Origin of the sequence: Methylophilus sp. 14 (assembly GCF_015354345.1) — a bacterium.
Taxonomy (GTDB): Bacteria; Pseudomonadota; Gammaproteobacteria; order Burkholderiales; family Methylophilaceae; genus Methylophilus.
On the sequence record NZ_JADKYS010000001.1, the window covers coordinates 345,071 to 359,100 of the forward strand.

Genomic DNA, 14,030 nt, shown 5'->3' on the forward strand with positions numbered 1-14,030 from the left:
ATGTAAATGATAATTATTATCATTTGAAAACAGTTTAGCCAAGGAGAGTCATGATGAAACGTCATACGGTGGTTGGAAAAACCATGCTGGCTGGAAAAACCGCCTGCAAAGTGCTTTATCACCAGTCTTCAGACACGGTGGAGCTAGAGGTCGGCGGTACCACACTTAAATTTGAGGCCGACAGCTTTATCGTCATCAACGAAATGTTACGCAAGGCGGCGGCCCGGATTGTGATGCAGACTGAAATTGAAATGAGTATTTGAAAGAGAGATGGCCATGAATGCGATGAATATCCACGCGATGCGTTACGACCCCAGTTTGCCTGATGCTGAATCAGTGATGGCGTCATTGTTGTATGTGGCGACCTTGTATATCAAAAAGCCAACCTATGACCTGGCGAAGCAGGCCTTGCGCCTGGCCGAAACACTGACGGCGCCCGAGTATGCAGATTCTGACCTGATTTGCAGTGTGTCGCGCCGCATGTGTGTGCAATGGACTTTGCTGGTGAACGAACATGAGCAGGCCGCAACGTCAGTGGCCATATAAAAACAACCATATTTAGGGGGTGAGTATGAGTGAGGAAAGTATGTGTAAGAAAATTTTATTGTCCGGTCAGGCCGGTTTTCGTGTGCATTATTGTGAAACACACCGCACGATAGAGCTTGAGATTGGCGCCATGAGTTTGCGGCTGGATGAAGACGCGCTGGAAGTGATGAGTGATGCTTTGGATGAGTCTGTGAGCAAGTTGCAGGCTTTGCATGCGACCAAAGGGTCTTTTCAGGCATTTATGCGACAATTGAATATGCCGGATTAAGGCCTAAGTACAAAGGCTGTGATGCTTGCATCACAGCCCGTTGCCGCTCTCAATATTTGGCGGGAACGAACATTTCTTTGGGGACCGGCTCGCGGATATAGTCGGCGTTATAGACGCGCTTGGGCAGGACGACAGGCGCGTGTTCCACCTCCCCATATTCAATCTGGCTTAACAGATGGCTAATGCAGTTCAGGCGCGCCTTCTTTTTGTCTACAGCTTCTATCACCCACCACGGTGCTTCGGGGATATGCGTACGTTCCAGCATGACCTCCTTGGCTTTGGTGTATTGCTCCCACAAGCGGCGGGATTCCAGATCCATGGGGCTCAGTTTCCATTGCTTGAGCGGATCGTGAATGCGCGTCATAAAGCGCAAATGCTGCTCGTCGTCGGTGATTGAGAACCAGTATTTAATTAAAATAATGCCGGAGCGCACCAGCATTTTTTCAAACTCTGGCACTGAACGGAAAAACTCTTCGTATTCATCGTCATTACAAAAGCCCATGACTTTCTCGACCCCGGCGCGGTTGTACCAGCTGCGGTCAAACAGCACGATTTCACCGCCTGCTGGCAGGTGCGAAATATAGCGCTGGAAATACCACTGCGAACGCTCACGCTCGCTGGGGGCAGGTAGCGCCGCCACGCGGCAAACGCGCGGGTTCAGGCGTTGTGTGACGCGTTTAATGACGCCGCCTTTGCCGGCGGCATCACGCCCTTCGAACAGCACCACGACTTTCAGTTTGTTACGCACGACCCAGTCTTGCAATTTCACCAGTTCGCCTTGCAACCGGAACAGTTCTTTAAAATAGGTTTGGCGATCAGACAGGGTAGACTGGCTATGCATAGACGGTTGGCCATCCATGTTGGTCGCGCTCGCAAATTCGGCCAGGATCTGGTCCATGCGTTCGTCGTCCAGTTCCATTTCCAGCTCTTCATCAAAACTATCCAGCATTTCATTATTGAATCGTTCGTCCATAGACAAACGGTCATCAACAGCTTCAATCTCGGCAGATTTTTCAGTGGTCATGGGCGTTCCGATCAGGATAGGCAGACCTCTAATGTAGATTTAAAGCATGACAGTTTGATGACTATTGCACCCACGATCATGGTTTTTTGTCATCAATATGACATATTTCAAACCAATACTTTGGGTTCTCAATAGAACATCCGGAGAATATTGATGGATACTTCAGCGGCTACTCACTCGACGCTATTACAGAGTGCGTCTAAACCTAATCTTGATAAGAAGTCTGGTGCGCTAACCATTGCAGTCTTCGTCGGTTTGCTGCTCATGGGGCTGGTGTATACCAGCTTCAGCCTGATGCATGATGTGACGGATACCGGCGCGCAAACGATCACCTGGTTGCCATTTATTTTGCTGGGTGTGGCGCTGGTGATTGCGCTCGCCTTTGAGTTTGTGAATGGCTTTCATGATACGGCGAATGCCGTTGCGACCGTTATTTACACCCATTCGCTGCCTGCAAACTTCGCAGTGATCTGGTCAGGCACGTTTAACTTCCTGGGCGTGTTAGTGTCTAGCGGCGCGGTGGCTTTCGGCATTATTTCCTTATTGCCGGTGGAGCTCATTTTGCAAGTAGGTTCTGGCGCAGGCTTTGCCATGGTGTTTGCCTTGCTGATCGCCGCCATTTTGTGGAATTTAGGCACCTGGCTGCTGGGGTTGCCAGCCTCTTCCTCACACACCTTGATTGGCTCGATTATCGGCGTTGGCGTTGCCAATGCGCTGATGCATGGCCGTGATGGCACCAGCGGGGTCGATTGGGCGCAAGCGACAAAAATCGGTTACTCCTTGTTACTTTCACCTTTGATTGGTTTTTTCTTCGCGGCATTGTTATTGCTGGCGCTCAAAGCCTTGGTCAAAAGCAAAGAGCTGTACCATGAGCCCAAAGGCAATAAACCGCCGCCATTGTGGATACGCGGTTTGCTCATCCTGACCTGTACCGGCGTGTCGTTTGCGCATGGCTCCAATGATGGCCAAAAAGGCATGGGCCTCATTATGCTGATACTGGTGGGGACGGTGCCCATGGCCTACGCCTTAAACCGTGCCATGCCAGTGGACCAAATGACGCAGTTTGTTGCCGTGGCGCAAGTCACCCAGCAATCACTGGAACACAACACGCGTTTAACGCCGCCTGCCAGCTACGAAGCTGCACGTCATGTGCTGACTGAGTATGTGCGCACCAAGGCAGTGACGCCTGACGTGGTGCCTGCCTTGGCTGCCATGACCGGTAGCATAGGCGAACAAGTGAAGTCGCATGGGACCTTTGCTGAAGTGCCTGCCGAGCAGGTGGGCAACGTGCGTAACGATATGTACCTGGTGTCTGAGGCCATCCGCTTTCTGGGCAAGGATGAGAGCGTCAAGTTTGACGCGGATACCAAAGCCAATGTCACTGCGTTTAAAAAGGAAATTGATGGCGCAACCAAGTTTATTCCTTTATGGGTGAAAGTAGCGGTCGCGATTGCGCTTGGCCTGGGCACCATGGTGGGCTGGAAACGTATTGTGGTGACGGTTGGCGAGAAGATTGGTAAGACTCACCTGACTTATGGCCAGGGTGCCTCGGCCGAGCTGGTGGCCATGACCATGATAGGTGCCGCGGATATGTATGGCTTACCGGTTTCTACCACCCATGTGTTGTCATCAGGGGTGGCAGGGACCATGGCCGCAAACAAGTCCGGTCTGCAAATGTCCACCATCCGTAATCTGCTAATGGCCTGGGTGCTGACCTTGCCTATGGCGATGGTGTTATCAGGCAGTTTGTACTGGCTGTTCACCCATTTGTTTTAAAGTGCTTAGATTTGTAGAGTGCTTAGGTTGAGATCAGGGGCATGACAAAAGAAATGTGCAAACGCTACATTTCTTTTGTCTAGATAAAGCTGGTTACGCTGGTGACTGCTGCGGAGCTACGCAGGACTAAGGGCTAGTCCGGAATTTTAGCCGTGACATGTTTAGTCAGCGCATTTAAGGTTTTATTGAGGTTATCAAACGCGGTGTCGTTGAGCCCGGTGTCGCAGGCGACCCGTTTTTGAACATCTGACAATTTGCTGCGTAAGGCCTGGCCCTCTTCGGTCAGGCTGACAATTACCACGCGCTCATCATCTTTCTGGCGTGTGCGTTTGGTCAGTTTTTTCACTTCCAGGCGTTTGACCACCGGTGTAATGGTGGCTGGTTCCAGCATCAGTTTTTCGGCGATTTGTTTAATGGACAATTGCTTGTATTGCCAGAGTGCAACCAATACCAGATATTGCGGATAAGTCAGGTTCAGTTTGTCCAGATCGGGCTTGTAAGAGCGCAGCAAGGCATGGGTTGCCGAGTAGAGCGAAAAGCACAATTGGTTTTCCAGATAGAGGTTAGGCATGAGCTTAAAAATTATATTGTCATTAATAGGAATCATTAATCATTACAGCATCAATTGTGTTGAGTGTCTATAGGTGTTTTGTAGGAGAAACACTGGTTTTATATAAGATATGAGACATTCAGCGATAAAAGTGGTTGTTTGCAGCCAATCGCAGGCAGAAAGACCCTGCTAAGAGGCGGGGAATAGCCATTTGTTGGCATGGCAGAGAATAGATGAAAATGCGCTAAAATGAGCAGGTTTTCCCGCCTGATAGCTGTGCAGTAGAAAGCCTTTTGCGTCATGTTGCCATCCGTTACTTTTCTTGACCTCGAAACCACCGGGGCCACCCCTTTACGTGACCGTATCACCGAAATTGCGCTGGTACGTTTTGATCATGGCGTGGAAACCCTGCGCTGGCAAACCTTGGTCAACCCGCAACAGCCCATCCCGCCGTTTATTCAATCATTGACCGGTATTAACGATAGCATGGTGGCCGATGCGCCCCTGTTTGCCGAGGTCGCGGACAAGCTGTTGGCGTTTCTGGAAGGCTCGGTGCTGGCTGCGCACAATGTGCGTTTTGACCATGGCTTTTTAAAGTCCGAATTCAAGCGGCTGGGCATCACCTTGCGGCAAAAGGTGTTATGTACGGTCAAGCTCTCGCGCCTGTTATACCCGCAACATTACAGCCATGGCATAGACGCGATTGTCGCTCGTCACCAAATTACCGGCCTGACACGGCATCGTGCCATGGGGGATGTGGAAGCGATTTTGATCATGCTTAATGACGCCAGACGTGATCTTGGCGAAGAAGCTGTGCAGGCTGCGGCGTTGAAGCTCTTGGCCGCGCCTACGTTGCCACCACATATTGACGCCAGCCTGGTCGGCGAGTTGCCCGAGGCGCCCGGCGTTTACCTGTTTTATGGCGAGAACGACTTACCTTTATATATAGGCAAAAGTGTGAATCTGCGCGCCCGCGTGCTATCGCATTTCAGTAGTGACCACGCCTCCACCAAAGAAATGCGCATGACGCAGGAAATGAAGCGCTTTGAATGGATCCCCGCCGCCGGTGAGTTTAGTGCCTTGTTACTTGAGTCGCGCCTAGTGAAAGAGCGTATGCCCATTTACAACCGGCAACTGCGGCGTGAGCGCCAGTTGTGCAGTTGGCAGTTGGTGGCTGGCGCACAACCTATCGTCAGGCTGGTCAATGAAGATGAGATTGACCCCAGCCAGATGGATCATTTGTTTGGCACGTTTAGAAGCAAGCGGCAGGCAGTTGAGACCTTGCGTAAAATCGCCGACCTCAGCCATTTGTGCGCGAAAGCCCTTGGCCTGGAAAGTGGTCGTGCCGGGCCGTGTTTTGCCTATCAGCTTAAGCGCTGCAAAGGCGTCTGTTGCGGGCAGGAACCGCCTGAAATACATGCTTTGCGGGTACAGCAGGCACTGATGGCACATAAACTCAAAGCCTGGCCCTATCGCGGCAAGATAGGCATCGAAGAATATAACCTCGAAAATGATTTACGCCAGATTCACGTGTTTGAACATTGGGTGTATTTAGGCGTGGCGGAGGATGACGACAGTTTGCAGGCCTTGCGCGCGCAAAAAACAGCGCTCAAGTTTGACCTCGATAGCTACAAGTTACTGTTGAAGATGCTGTCGCAGAAAAAGACCCGTGTACTGGATCTGGCTGGCTAGGAAAGCAATCGCCAGCCGGGTACACGGGCAAGGGGTAGGGTGAGTGTCAGGGCAGGTAGAAGGTGCTATTGGTGGCTACCTGTTCACCGTTCGAGAGCGCGGTCACCTCGATCAGGATGCGATGGCTGCCTTGCAGGTCACTCGCAGGCACAGACAGGCTCAACGGCACCAGTATTTCCTCGGTAGGCGCTGCTGTGAGTATCTGCTCACTTTCCACGCGCAAGCCGTCTATGCCGCTGGCACGTATCTGGTAACGCTGATTGTGTTCGGTCGCATTGGTCAGGTGTAACTGGTAAGGATTTTCAATGCCATGGCCGGTTTCGCGGTACATGATATTGCGGTCACGCATGATGTCGACCTTGAAATCAGGTTTATGCAACAGCCCGTAGCCTAACCAGGCCGTCATCAATACAAACAGCCCGCTATAAATTAGCACGCGTGGCCGTAGCAGGTGCTGCCGCAGCTTATGTTGCCCGCTCAGGCCCGCCGCCGAAAAGCGGATCAGGTCGCGCGGGTATTGCATCTTGTCCATGACGTCATTACAGGCATCAATACACAGGCCGCAGCTGATGCACTCGTATTGCAAGCCATTGCGGATATCAATGCCAACCGGGCAGACCTGCACGCAGATGTTGCAGTCTATGCACGATCCCAGACCATCGGCCTGGTAATCCTGGTTTTTGCTGCGGCCACCGCGTGGTTCGCCGCGCGCGCTGTCGTAAGCGACGATCAAAGTATGGTTGTCAAACATCGCACTTTGAAAACGCGCATAGGGGCACATGTGCTTGCACACTTGTTCGCGCAAAAAGCCAGCGTTGCCATAGGTGGCCAGGCCGTAAAAGCCTAACCAGAAGCAGGACCAGCCACCCATTTGCCATTGCAGCATATCGCTGAATAATTCGCGTATCGGCGTGAAGTAACCGACAAACGTAAAGCCGGTGACGAGTGAGAAGGCCAGCCAGGCAGAGTGCTTGCTCACTTTGATACCGGTTTTGCGTACGCCCCAAGGTTGGCTATCCAGTTTTTGCCTGGCCATACGGTCACCTTCTATCGTGCGTTCCATCCATAAAAAGAGCTCGGTATACACTGATTGCGGGCAAGAGAAGCCACACCACAGGCGGCCTGCGACGGCGGTAAATAAAAACAGGCCCAGGGCGCTGATGATGAGCAGCAATGCGAGGTAAAACAAATCTTGTGGAAAAATCACCAGGCCAAACAGGTAAAAGCGGTGCGTGTCGATATCCAGCAGCAAGGCCTGTCGGCCGCCGTATTGCAGCCAGGGCATGCCGTAAAACACTAATTGTGTCAGCCAGATCATGAGCCAGCGCCAGTTTTTGAAATAACCGCTGACCGAGCGCGGATAGACCTTGGGTGTTTTTTGGTAAAGCGAAATGGTTTGCCCGGCGACCGGCGCTGCCACAATCGGGATCACGGGTTTACTGCGTGAGGATGTCATCAAAGCACTCAATATCAATAAGACGAGCGCAGTGTAAAAGAAGGTGTGATTTTAAAACAGATTCAGTTTGTGGTTAAAAAACCATATCAGATTTGTGAGGACTTACGCATGCCTGATGAATTGCCCCAGACGTTCAATCGCCTGCAAATGCACATGGTTAACGCTATGCCCGTAATTCAGCCTGATATAGCTGGCGTATTGCTGCTGCGATGAAAACATATGACCGGGCGCCAGGCTGATGTTTTCGGCAATGGCTTGTTGAAACAGTTGCAAGCTATCGCATTGTTCCGGCAGTTGTAGCCATAAGAAGTAGCCGCCTTGCGGCAATGTAAAGCGTACTTGTGGCGGCAGGTGCTGGTGAATCGCCTGCGAGAATTGCAGTTGCTGCAACATGAGCTGGTGCCGTAGCTGGCGCAAGTGTTTGTCATAGCCGCCTTTGGCCAGGTAACTCGCCAGTGCCAGTTGCGCCGGAATCGATGTCGCCAGGGTGGTGGATATTTTTAAGCGGGTAATTTTTTCGGCAAAGCGTCCGGCCGAGACCCAGCCGACCCGGTAGCCTGGCGCCAGCGCTTTTGAGAATGAACTGCAATGCATCACCCAGCCTTCCTGGTCCCAGGTGTTGGCTGGTAGGGGGCGCTCTTTGCCAAAATATAACTCGCGGTACACATCATCTTCTATCATCGGCAGTTGGTAGCGGGTGATCAGTGCCACCAATGCCTGTTTTTTGTCTGTGGGCATCAGGCTGCCGATTGGATTCTGGAAGTTGGTCATTAACCAGCACGCTTTGGGTTTGTGCTGAATAATGGCACGCTCCAGTGCTGCCAGGTCTATGCCTTGTTCAGGATGGCTAGGCACTTCAATCGCGCGCAGGCCCATGCGCTCAATGGCCTGCAACGCGGCATAAAAACTGGGCGATTCGATAATGACGCTATCACCAGGCTGGGTCACGGCGGCCAGGCACAGGTTAAGCGCCTCCAGTGCGCCATTGGTAATCACAATATCACTGAGGTCGGTGGGCTTGCCATCCAACTGGTAGCGCAAGGCAATCTGGCGTCGCAGCGCGATATCGCCCTGACCAATGTCGCTGACCGTATCCTGTGGTTGCATGCGGCGCACGGTGCTGGCCATATGATCGGCCAGTTTTGACAGCGGAAATAACAGCGGGCTGGGAAAGGCGGAGCCGAACGGAATCTGCTGCGGGTCTTTGATGCGCTCAAGCAGGTTGAATACCAGGTCGCTGACTTGCAGCGTGGTCGGTGTGCCTTCGTCGCTGGCGGTGTGCGGTAGCAGGCGCTCGCTACGCAGCGGCCCGGCGACGTAATAGCCGGAGCGTGGGCGCGTCACAATCAGGCCACGTGCTTCCAATAGATAATAGGCCTGAAATACGGTAGACGCGTTGACCTGCTTGCTGGTCTGAATCTGGCGGATAGAGGGCAGTTTGTCGCCGCGTTTGAGCAGGCCTTGCTGAATCGCGCTGGCAATCTCTTCGGCGATGATTTCGTATTTTTTCACAACTGGCCCTGCCGCCGTTAAGCCGCTAATCTGATATGGTTAATTTAATCTAAACTGCAGCTGTTCGGCAATGCCTGGCAGCGATAAGCTGCAACTTTTGTTAAAAAGGCGAGTGATGCAAGTCTCAGAATTGCTGGCGTCAGCGGTAAAAAGCGTGACGCAGCAGAATAAAAAACAGTATGCATTGACCCTGCATGATGGACAGGCCTTGCAACTACGGGTCACGGACATGTTTAACGTGCACTTGTTGCAGCAGGACTATCCACTTGCCTGCGTACACTTTCAACCGTTGAGCTCATTGAATAATATTGAAATGCAGCCGATGTACCGTGTGGCTTCGTTGCGCACGGCGGCGGGCGAGGACACGCAGCTGTCTGCCGAATTGCTGGAGTGTGTCTTTGCGGTCTATCGGTATTACACCAATGGCAGTATCCGCCCCTGGCGAAGCGCGGTAAAATAGCGCTTTTAGCGGCAAAAAAGGCAGCCAAACCAGCGGTCTGGCTGGACATGAAAAACATGCGCAAATATATTTGCATTCTGCAATAAATTGCGTATAATTGCGGGTTCTTTAAAAGGCGACGTTTAAGGCATCATTATGTACGCAGTGATTAAAACAGGTGGCAAACAGTACAAAGTAGCCGCTGGTGACAAATTAAAAGTAGAAAAATTGGTTGGTGACGTTGGTTCTACTGTTGTAATCGACAAAGTGTTGTTGATTGCTAACGGCGAGTCAACCACGATTGGTGCACCTTTGGTTGCTGGTGCTAAAGTGAGTGCTACCGTGGTATCACACGGCCGTGGTGACAAGGTGATGATTTTCAAAATGCGTCGTCGTAAGCACTACCGCAAGACTCAAGGTCATCGTCAGAGCTACACAGAAATTCAAATCGACACTATTTCAGCAAAATAAGCACGTTCTGCTTGAGTAGAGCAGATTGCTAGAATAAGGAATCAAACATGGCACACAAAAAAGCAGGCGGTAGTTCACGTAACGGTCGCGACTCACAAGCCAAACGCCTGGGCGTTAAAGCTTTCGGTGAAACAGTAGTTAACGCTGGCAGCATCATCGTTCGCCAACGTGGTACTAGAATGCATGCTGGCGAAAACGTCGGTATGGGCAAAGACCACACACTGTATGCATTGGTAGAAGGCAAAGTTAAATTTGCAATCAAAGGCGCGTTGAAGCGTCATACCGTGAGCATCGAAGCGGTTTAATCAAAGTATTATGTAAAAAGCCCTGTCGCTTGACGGGGCTTTTTACTTTATAGTTCGCAGATTGCATGCAGCCTTGTTCACCATAACGCAGCCATGCGCTTAAAAGGCAAATTGAATCATGAAGTTTATTGACGAAGCTACTATCAAAGTCTACGCCGGTGACGGTGGTAACGGCGTTGCCACGTTCCGCCGCGAAAAATACGAGCCTATGGGTGGCCCCAACGGCGGTGACGGTGGTCGCGGCGGCTCTATCTTTGTGGTGGCGGACCGTAACATCAATACGCTGGTGGATTACCGTTATACGCGTACCTTTAAAGCGCAACGCGGTGAAAACGGCAGCGGCTCCGATTGCTACGGCAAGGGCGGTGACGACATGATCCTGCGCGTACCGGTCGGCACCACCATTAGCGACAAAGCCACCGGTCAGATGATGGTGGACTTGAGTGCTGACGGCCAAAAAGTGATGATGGCCAAAGGTGGCAATGGCGGCCTGGGGAATATCCACTTTAAAACCAGTACCAACCGCTCCCCACGCCAATGTACCAAAGGCGACCCTGGTGAAGCGTTCGAGTTGTACCTGGAGCTGAAAGTGTTGGCCGATGTGGGCTTGCTGGGCATGCCTAACGCTGGTAAGTCTACTTTTATCCGCTCGGTGTCTGCGGCTAAGCCGAAAGTCGCTGATTATCCCTTTACCACGTTGCATCCTAACCTGGGTGTGGTACGTGTCGACAGCAACCGCAGCTTTGTGATTGCTGATGTACCTGGCCTGATCGAAGGCGCGGCTGAAGGGGCTGGATTGGGTCATCAATTCTTGCGCCATCTGCAACGGACTTCTTTGCTGTTGCACCTGGTTGATCTGGCACCGTTTGATGATGCGGTGGATCCGGTGCAGGAAGCCAAAGCCATCGTGAATGAGCTGAAAAAGTATGATCAGGAGCTTTACGATAAGCCGCGCTGGCTGGTGTTGAATAAAATTGACATGCTGGAAGACAGTGCGCAAAAAGTGGCTGATTTTGTCAAAGCCTATGGCTGGGATGGCCCGGTATTCCCGATCTCGGCGATTAGCGGCGTCGGCTGTCAAACGCTGACTTACGCCATCATGGACCATATTGAACAAGTGCGTGCACAGCGCGAACTAGAAGCAGCGCAACCGCAGCCTGCAACAGAATAAGTTTTATGAGCGTTTCACTCATACAAGATAGCAAAACCCTGATTGTGAAGGTCGGCTCCAGCCTAGTGACCAATAATGGCCAGGGCCTGGATAAAACCGCGATTGCGGCCTGGGCGCAGCAAATCAGTGCGCTGGTCAAACAGGGCAAGCAAGTGGTGCTGGTGTCTAGCGGAGCGGTCGCTGAAGGCATGCAACGCCTGGGCTGGAAAAAGCGTCCGGTAGAAGTGAATGAGCTGCAAGCTGCGGCCGCTGTCGGCCAAATGGGCTTGGTACAGATGTATGAGCAATGCTTTGCGCAGCATGGTTTGCACACGGCGCAATTATTGCTGACGCATGAAGACCTGGCCGACCGCAAACGCTATTTGAACGCACGTACCACTTTGCGCACGCTGCTCGACTTGAACGTCATCCCCATCATTAATGAAAACGATACCGTGGTCACCGAAGAGATTCGCTTTGGGGATAACGACACCTTGGGCGCGCTGGTCGCCAACTTGATCGAAGCCGATGCGCTGATTATCCTCACCGACCAGCAGGGCCTGTATTCAGCAGACCCGCGCAAAGACCCCAATGCGGTGTTCATCAATTTTGAAACCGCGGGTAATCCTGAGCTGGAGAGCATGGCAGGTGGCGCTGGCAGTGCCGTGGGTACCGGCGGCATGCTGACCAAGATTTTGGCTGCCAAACGTGCGGCTAATAGTGGCGCGCATACTGTGATCGCTTCTGGCCGTGAGCCCGAGGTGTTGATGCGCTTAAGCCTGGGTGAGGCCATAGGCACGCATCTAAAAGCAGGCAAAATGAAAACGCTGGCGAAAAAGCAGTGGCTGGCTGATCATTTGCGTGTGGGTGGCAAACTGGTGCTGGATGATGGCGCCGTCAATGTGCTGAGCAAAGATGGCAAGAGTCTGTTGCCGATCGGTGTGGTGGATGTGCTTGGCCAGTTTGAGCGCGGTGATGTGGTTGCCTGCGTGGATGCACAAGGGAAAGAGTGGGCGCGTGGCATAGTCAATTACAATGCTAATGAAGTGCGCAGAATCAAGCGTAAACCCAGCAACGAGATTGAAAGCGTGCTGGGCTATGTAGAAGAAAAAGAGTTGATACACAGAGATAATCTGGTATTGGTTTAATTGCCAACAAGACGAAGAAAGTGACAAGGCAACGTGATGAGTAAACCTTTGGTAGCCATTATTATGGGGTCGGACAGCGATTGGCCGGTGATGAAAAACGCCGCGCAAATGCTGGCTGATTTTGGTGTCGCTTACGAAGCGCGCGTGGTGTCTGCGCATCGCACGCCAGACTTGATGTTCCAGTTTGCCGAATCTGCTGCAAGCAATGGTTTCCAGGTGATTATTGCCGGTGCTGGCGGTGCTGCGCATTTGCCTGGCATGGTGGCGGCGAAAACGACTTTGCCGGTATTGGGTGTGCCTGTGCCTTCCAAGCACCTGCAAGGGCAAGACTCGTTACTGTCTATCGTGCAGATGCCTAAGGGTATCCCGGTGGCCACGTTTGCCATTGGTGATGCGGGCGCTGCGAATGCCGGTTTGTTTGCGGTGGCGATGTTGGCGAACCAAGATGCGGTGTTGGCAGAGAAACTGGCGACTTTCCGTAAAAAACAAGCTGAAAAAGTACATGCAATGGAGTTGAGCGAAAAGCCATGACAGTATCCGTGATTCAACCTTCTGCCATGTTGGGGATGCTGGGTGGCGGCCAGCTCGGCCGTTTCTTTGTGATTGCCGCGCATGAAATGGGCTACAAAGTCACCGTGCTGGACCCGGATAAAAACAGTCCGGCGGGCATGATTGCCGATGTGCATTTGTGTGCCGCCTTTGATGATGCCGCTGCTTTGCAGGTCATGGCTGATACCTGTCAGGCGATTTCAACTGAATTTGAAAACGTACCTGCTGAAACGCTGGCTACTTTGGCAAAATCGACGATTGTGCATCCAAGTGCGGATGCAGTGGCGATCGCACAGCACCGGATCAAGGAAAAAACCTTCTTCAAGGAATCTGGCTTGCCCGTAGGGCCATTTGTACCAGTGACTGTTGAAAGTGATCTGCCTGCAGATGGTGACATGTATCCGGCAGTGCTGAAAGTGGCGCGTTTTGGCTACGATGGCAAAGGCCAGGCGCGCGTGGCGAATCGCGAGCAAGCAGTTGCCGCTTTTCAGGGCTTTAAGCAAGAAGTCTGTGTGCTGGAAAAAATGTTGCCACTGGATCTGGAAGTTTCTGTGGTGCTGGCGCGTGATGTGCATGGCAATATTGCTGCGTTCCCGACCGCTGAAAATAGCCATTTGAATGGCATTCTGGATATCAGCATTGCCCCGGCGAGATGCTCTGAAGTGATTAAAGCCAATGCGCAGGAGCTGGCTAAGAAGCTGGCTACCAAGCTGAATTACGTAGGTGTCTTGGGTGTAGAGTTTTTCGTGGTGGGCAACCAGTTGCTGGTCAATGAAATTGCGCCGCGTCCACATAACTCTGGCCATTACACGCTGGATGCTTGTGTGACCAACCAGTTTGAACAGCAGGTGCGTGTCATTACTGGCCAGGCGCTAGGCAGCCCGCATTTGCATAGCAATGCGGTCATGGTGAATATCCTGGGTGATAGCTGGTTGTATAGTGGCAAGCAAGTGGAGCCCGCATGGGATAAAGCCTTTGCCCATGGCAACCTCAAAATGCATTTGTATGGCAAACATGAGCCGCGCAAAGCGCGCAAAATGGGGCATTTCACTGTGGTTGGTGAAGATGCGCAAGCCGTGCTCAATGCTGCCAAGGTGGCGCGTAGTGAGCTGCATATCGGTGAATAACTGATTTGCAAAAAAGA

General features: G+C 52.1%; 16 protein-coding genes. 12 read left to right on the top strand and 4 right to left on the bottom strand.

The genetic code is table 11. The annotated features are described in order from the left end of the window. Window positions 1–50 precede the first annotated feature (50 nt). From INP78_RS01800 to INP78_RS01810, 3 genes are read left to right on the top strand one after another with little or no spacing between them, the layout of a single operon-like run. Complete coding sequence (locus INP78_RS01800; protein ID WP_228519696.1) at window positions 51–263, top strand: hypothetical protein; 213 nt, start codon at window positions 51–53, stop codon at window positions 261–263. A 13-nt stretch (window positions 264–276) separates the two neighbouring features. After that, window positions 277–546 carry a hypothetical protein gene (locus INP78_RS01805; RefSeq protein WP_194740502.1) on the top strand — a complete coding sequence of 90 codons (270 nt, stop codon included), beginning with the start codon at window positions 277–279 and terminating at the stop codon, window positions 544–546. A 40-nt stretch (window positions 547–586) separates the two neighbouring features. Continuing rightward, the gene (locus INP78_RS01810) at window positions 587–814 is read left to right on the top strand and encodes a hypothetical protein (RefSeq protein ID WP_228519697.1); all 228 of its coding nucleotides are present in this window, start codon (window positions 587–589) and stop codon (window positions 812–814) included. A 49-nt stretch (window positions 815–863) separates the two neighbouring features. On the opposite strand, the gene ppk2 is transcribed toward INP78_RS01810, so the two are convergent. Further along, window positions 864–1,838 carry a polyphosphate kinase 2 gene (gene ppk2, locus INP78_RS01815; protein ID WP_194740503.1) on the bottom strand — a complete coding sequence of 325 codons (975 nt, stop codon included), beginning with the start codon at window positions 1,836–1,838 and terminating at the stop codon, window positions 864–866. Window positions 1,839–1,991: 153 nt separating this feature from the next. Between ppk2 and INP78_RS01820 the strand changes: the two genes are divergently transcribed. Next, window positions 1,992–3,614, top strand: coding sequence for an inorganic phosphate transporter (locus INP78_RS01820; protein ID WP_194740504.1), 1,623 nt, complete (start codon window positions 1,992–1,994; stop codon window positions 3,612–3,614). A 133-nt stretch (window positions 3,615–3,747) separates the two neighbouring features. Here the strand turns inward: INP78_RS01820 and INP78_RS01825 are convergent, their stop codons facing one another. Then, entirely contained in the window at window positions 3,748–4,185 is a 438-nt protein-coding gene (locus tag INP78_RS01825) for a MarR family winged helix-turn-helix transcriptional regulator (protein WP_194740505.1), read from the bottom strand. Window positions 4,186–4,464: 279 nt separating this feature from the next. On the opposite strand from INP78_RS01825, the gene INP78_RS01830 reads away from it, so the two are divergent. Next, complete coding sequence (locus tag INP78_RS01830) at window positions 4,465–5,856, top strand: 3'-5' exonuclease family protein (protein WP_194740506.1); 1,392 nt, start codon at window positions 4,465–4,467, stop codon at window positions 5,854–5,856. A 46-nt stretch (window positions 5,857–5,902) separates the two neighbouring features. Here the strand turns inward: INP78_RS01830 and ccoG are convergent, their stop codons facing one another. Then, window positions 5,903–7,312, bottom strand: a complete 1,410-nt coding sequence (gene ccoG / locus INP78_RS01835; RefSeq protein ID WP_194740507.1) for a cytochrome c oxidase accessory protein CcoG — start codon at window positions 7,310–7,312, stop codon at window positions 5,903–5,905. Between the two features lie 102 nt (window positions 7,313–7,414). Continuing rightward, a complete protein-coding gene (locus INP78_RS01840; RefSeq protein ID WP_194740508.1) occupies window positions 7,415–8,824 on the bottom strand; it encodes a PLP-dependent aminotransferase family protein in 1,410 nt (469 codons plus the stop codon). Between the two features lie 115 nt (window positions 8,825–8,939). On the opposite strand from INP78_RS01840, the gene INP78_RS01845 reads away from it, so the two are divergent. The 7 genes from INP78_RS01845 (at window position 8,940) to INP78_RS01875 (ending at window position 14,013) form a co-directional block, all read left to right on the top strand. Beyond that, window positions 8,940–9,284: a hypothetical protein gene (locus tag INP78_RS01845; protein ID WP_194740509.1), complete on the top strand. Its 345-nt coding sequence runs from the start codon at window positions 8,940–8,942 to the stop codon at window positions 9,282–9,284. A 135-nt stretch (window positions 9,285–9,419) separates the two neighbouring features. Further along, the gene (gene rplU, locus INP78_RS01850; protein ID WP_019881452.1) at window positions 9,420–9,734 is read left to right on the top strand and encodes a 50S ribosomal protein L21; all 315 of its coding nucleotides are present in this window, start codon (window positions 9,420–9,422) and stop codon (window positions 9,732–9,734) included. Between the two features lie 47 nt (window positions 9,735–9,781). Beyond that, complete coding sequence (gene rpmA, locus INP78_RS01855; RefSeq protein WP_019881453.1) at window positions 9,782–10,039, top strand: 50S ribosomal protein L27; 258 nt, start codon at window positions 9,782–9,784, stop codon at window positions 10,037–10,039. 118 nt (window positions 10,040–10,157) lie between these two features. Continuing rightward, window positions 10,158–11,210, top strand: a complete 1,053-nt coding sequence (gene cgtA / locus INP78_RS01860) for an Obg family GTPase CgtA (protein ID WP_194740510.1) — start codon at window positions 10,158–10,160, stop codon at window positions 11,208–11,210. A gap of 5 nt (window positions 11,211–11,215) precedes the next feature. Further along, window positions 11,216–12,337 (top strand): glutamate 5-kinase, encoded by a 1,122-nt coding sequence (gene proB / locus INP78_RS01865; protein ID WP_194740511.1) that lies wholly within the window; start codon window positions 11,216–11,218, stop codon window positions 12,335–12,337. A 36-nt stretch (window positions 12,338–12,373) separates the two neighbouring features. Further along, window positions 12,374–12,868, top strand: a complete 495-nt coding sequence (purE, locus tag INP78_RS01870) for a 5-(carboxyamino)imidazole ribonucleotide mutase (protein WP_194740512.1) — start codon at window positions 12,374–12,376, stop codon at window positions 12,866–12,868. Continuing rightward, entirely contained in the window at window positions 12,865–14,013 is a 1,149-nt protein-coding gene (locus INP78_RS01875; protein WP_194740513.1) for a 5-(carboxyamino)imidazole ribonucleotide synthase, read from the top strand. The genes purE and INP78_RS01875 overlap by 4 nt, the downstream gene beginning before the upstream one ends. Window positions 14,014–14,030 lie beyond the last annotated feature (17 nt).

Coding starts and splice junctions, on each gene's coding strand:
- INP78_RS01800 (WP_228519696.1), top strand. CDS start 51: ATGATGAAACGTCATACGGTGGTTGGAAAAACCATGCTGGCTGGAAAA.
- INP78_RS01805 (WP_194740502.1), top strand. CDS start 277: ATGAATGCGATGAATATCCACGCGATGCGTTACGACCCCAGTTTGCCT.
- INP78_RS01810 (WP_228519697.1), top strand. CDS start 587: ATGTGTAAGAAAATTTTATTGTCCGGTCAGGCCGGTTTTCGTGTGCAT.
- ppk2 (WP_194740503.1), bottom strand. CDS start 1,838: ATGACCACTGAAAAATCTGCCGAGATTGAAGCTGTTGATGACCGTTTG.
- INP78_RS01820 (WP_194740504.1), top strand. CDS start 1,992: ATGGATACTTCAGCGGCTACTCACTCGACGCTATTACAGAGTGCGTCT.
- INP78_RS01825 (WP_194740505.1), bottom strand. CDS start 4,185: ATGCCTAACCTCTATCTGGAAAACCAATTGTGCTTTTCGCTCTACTCG.
- INP78_RS01830 (WP_194740506.1), top strand. CDS start 4,465: ATGTTGCCATCCGTTACTTTTCTTGACCTCGAAACCACCGGGGCCACC.
- ccoG (WP_194740507.1), bottom strand. CDS start 7,312: ATGACATCCTCACGCAGTAAACCCGTGATCCCGATTGTGGCAGCGCCG.
- INP78_RS01845 (WP_194740509.1), top strand. CDS start 8,940: ATGCAAGTCTCAGAATTGCTGGCGTCAGCGGTAAAAAGCGTGACGCAG.
- rplU (WP_019881452.1), top strand. CDS start 9,420: ATGTACGCAGTGATTAAAACAGGTGGCAAACAGTACAAAGTAGCCGCT.
- rpmA (WP_019881453.1), top strand. CDS start 9,782: ATGGCACACAAAAAAGCAGGCGGTAGTTCACGTAACGGTCGCGACTCA.
- cgtA (WP_194740510.1), top strand. CDS start 10,158: ATGAAGTTTATTGACGAAGCTACTATCAAAGTCTACGCCGGTGACGGT.
- proB (WP_194740511.1), top strand. CDS start 11,216: ATGAGCGTTTCACTCATACAAGATAGCAAAACCCTGATTGTGAAGGTC.
- purE (WP_194740512.1), top strand. CDS start 12,374: ATGAGTAAACCTTTGGTAGCCATTATTATGGGGTCGGACAGCGATTGG.
- INP78_RS01875 (WP_194740513.1), top strand. CDS start 12,865: ATGACAGTATCCGTGATTCAACCTTCTGCCATGTTGGGGATGCTGGGT.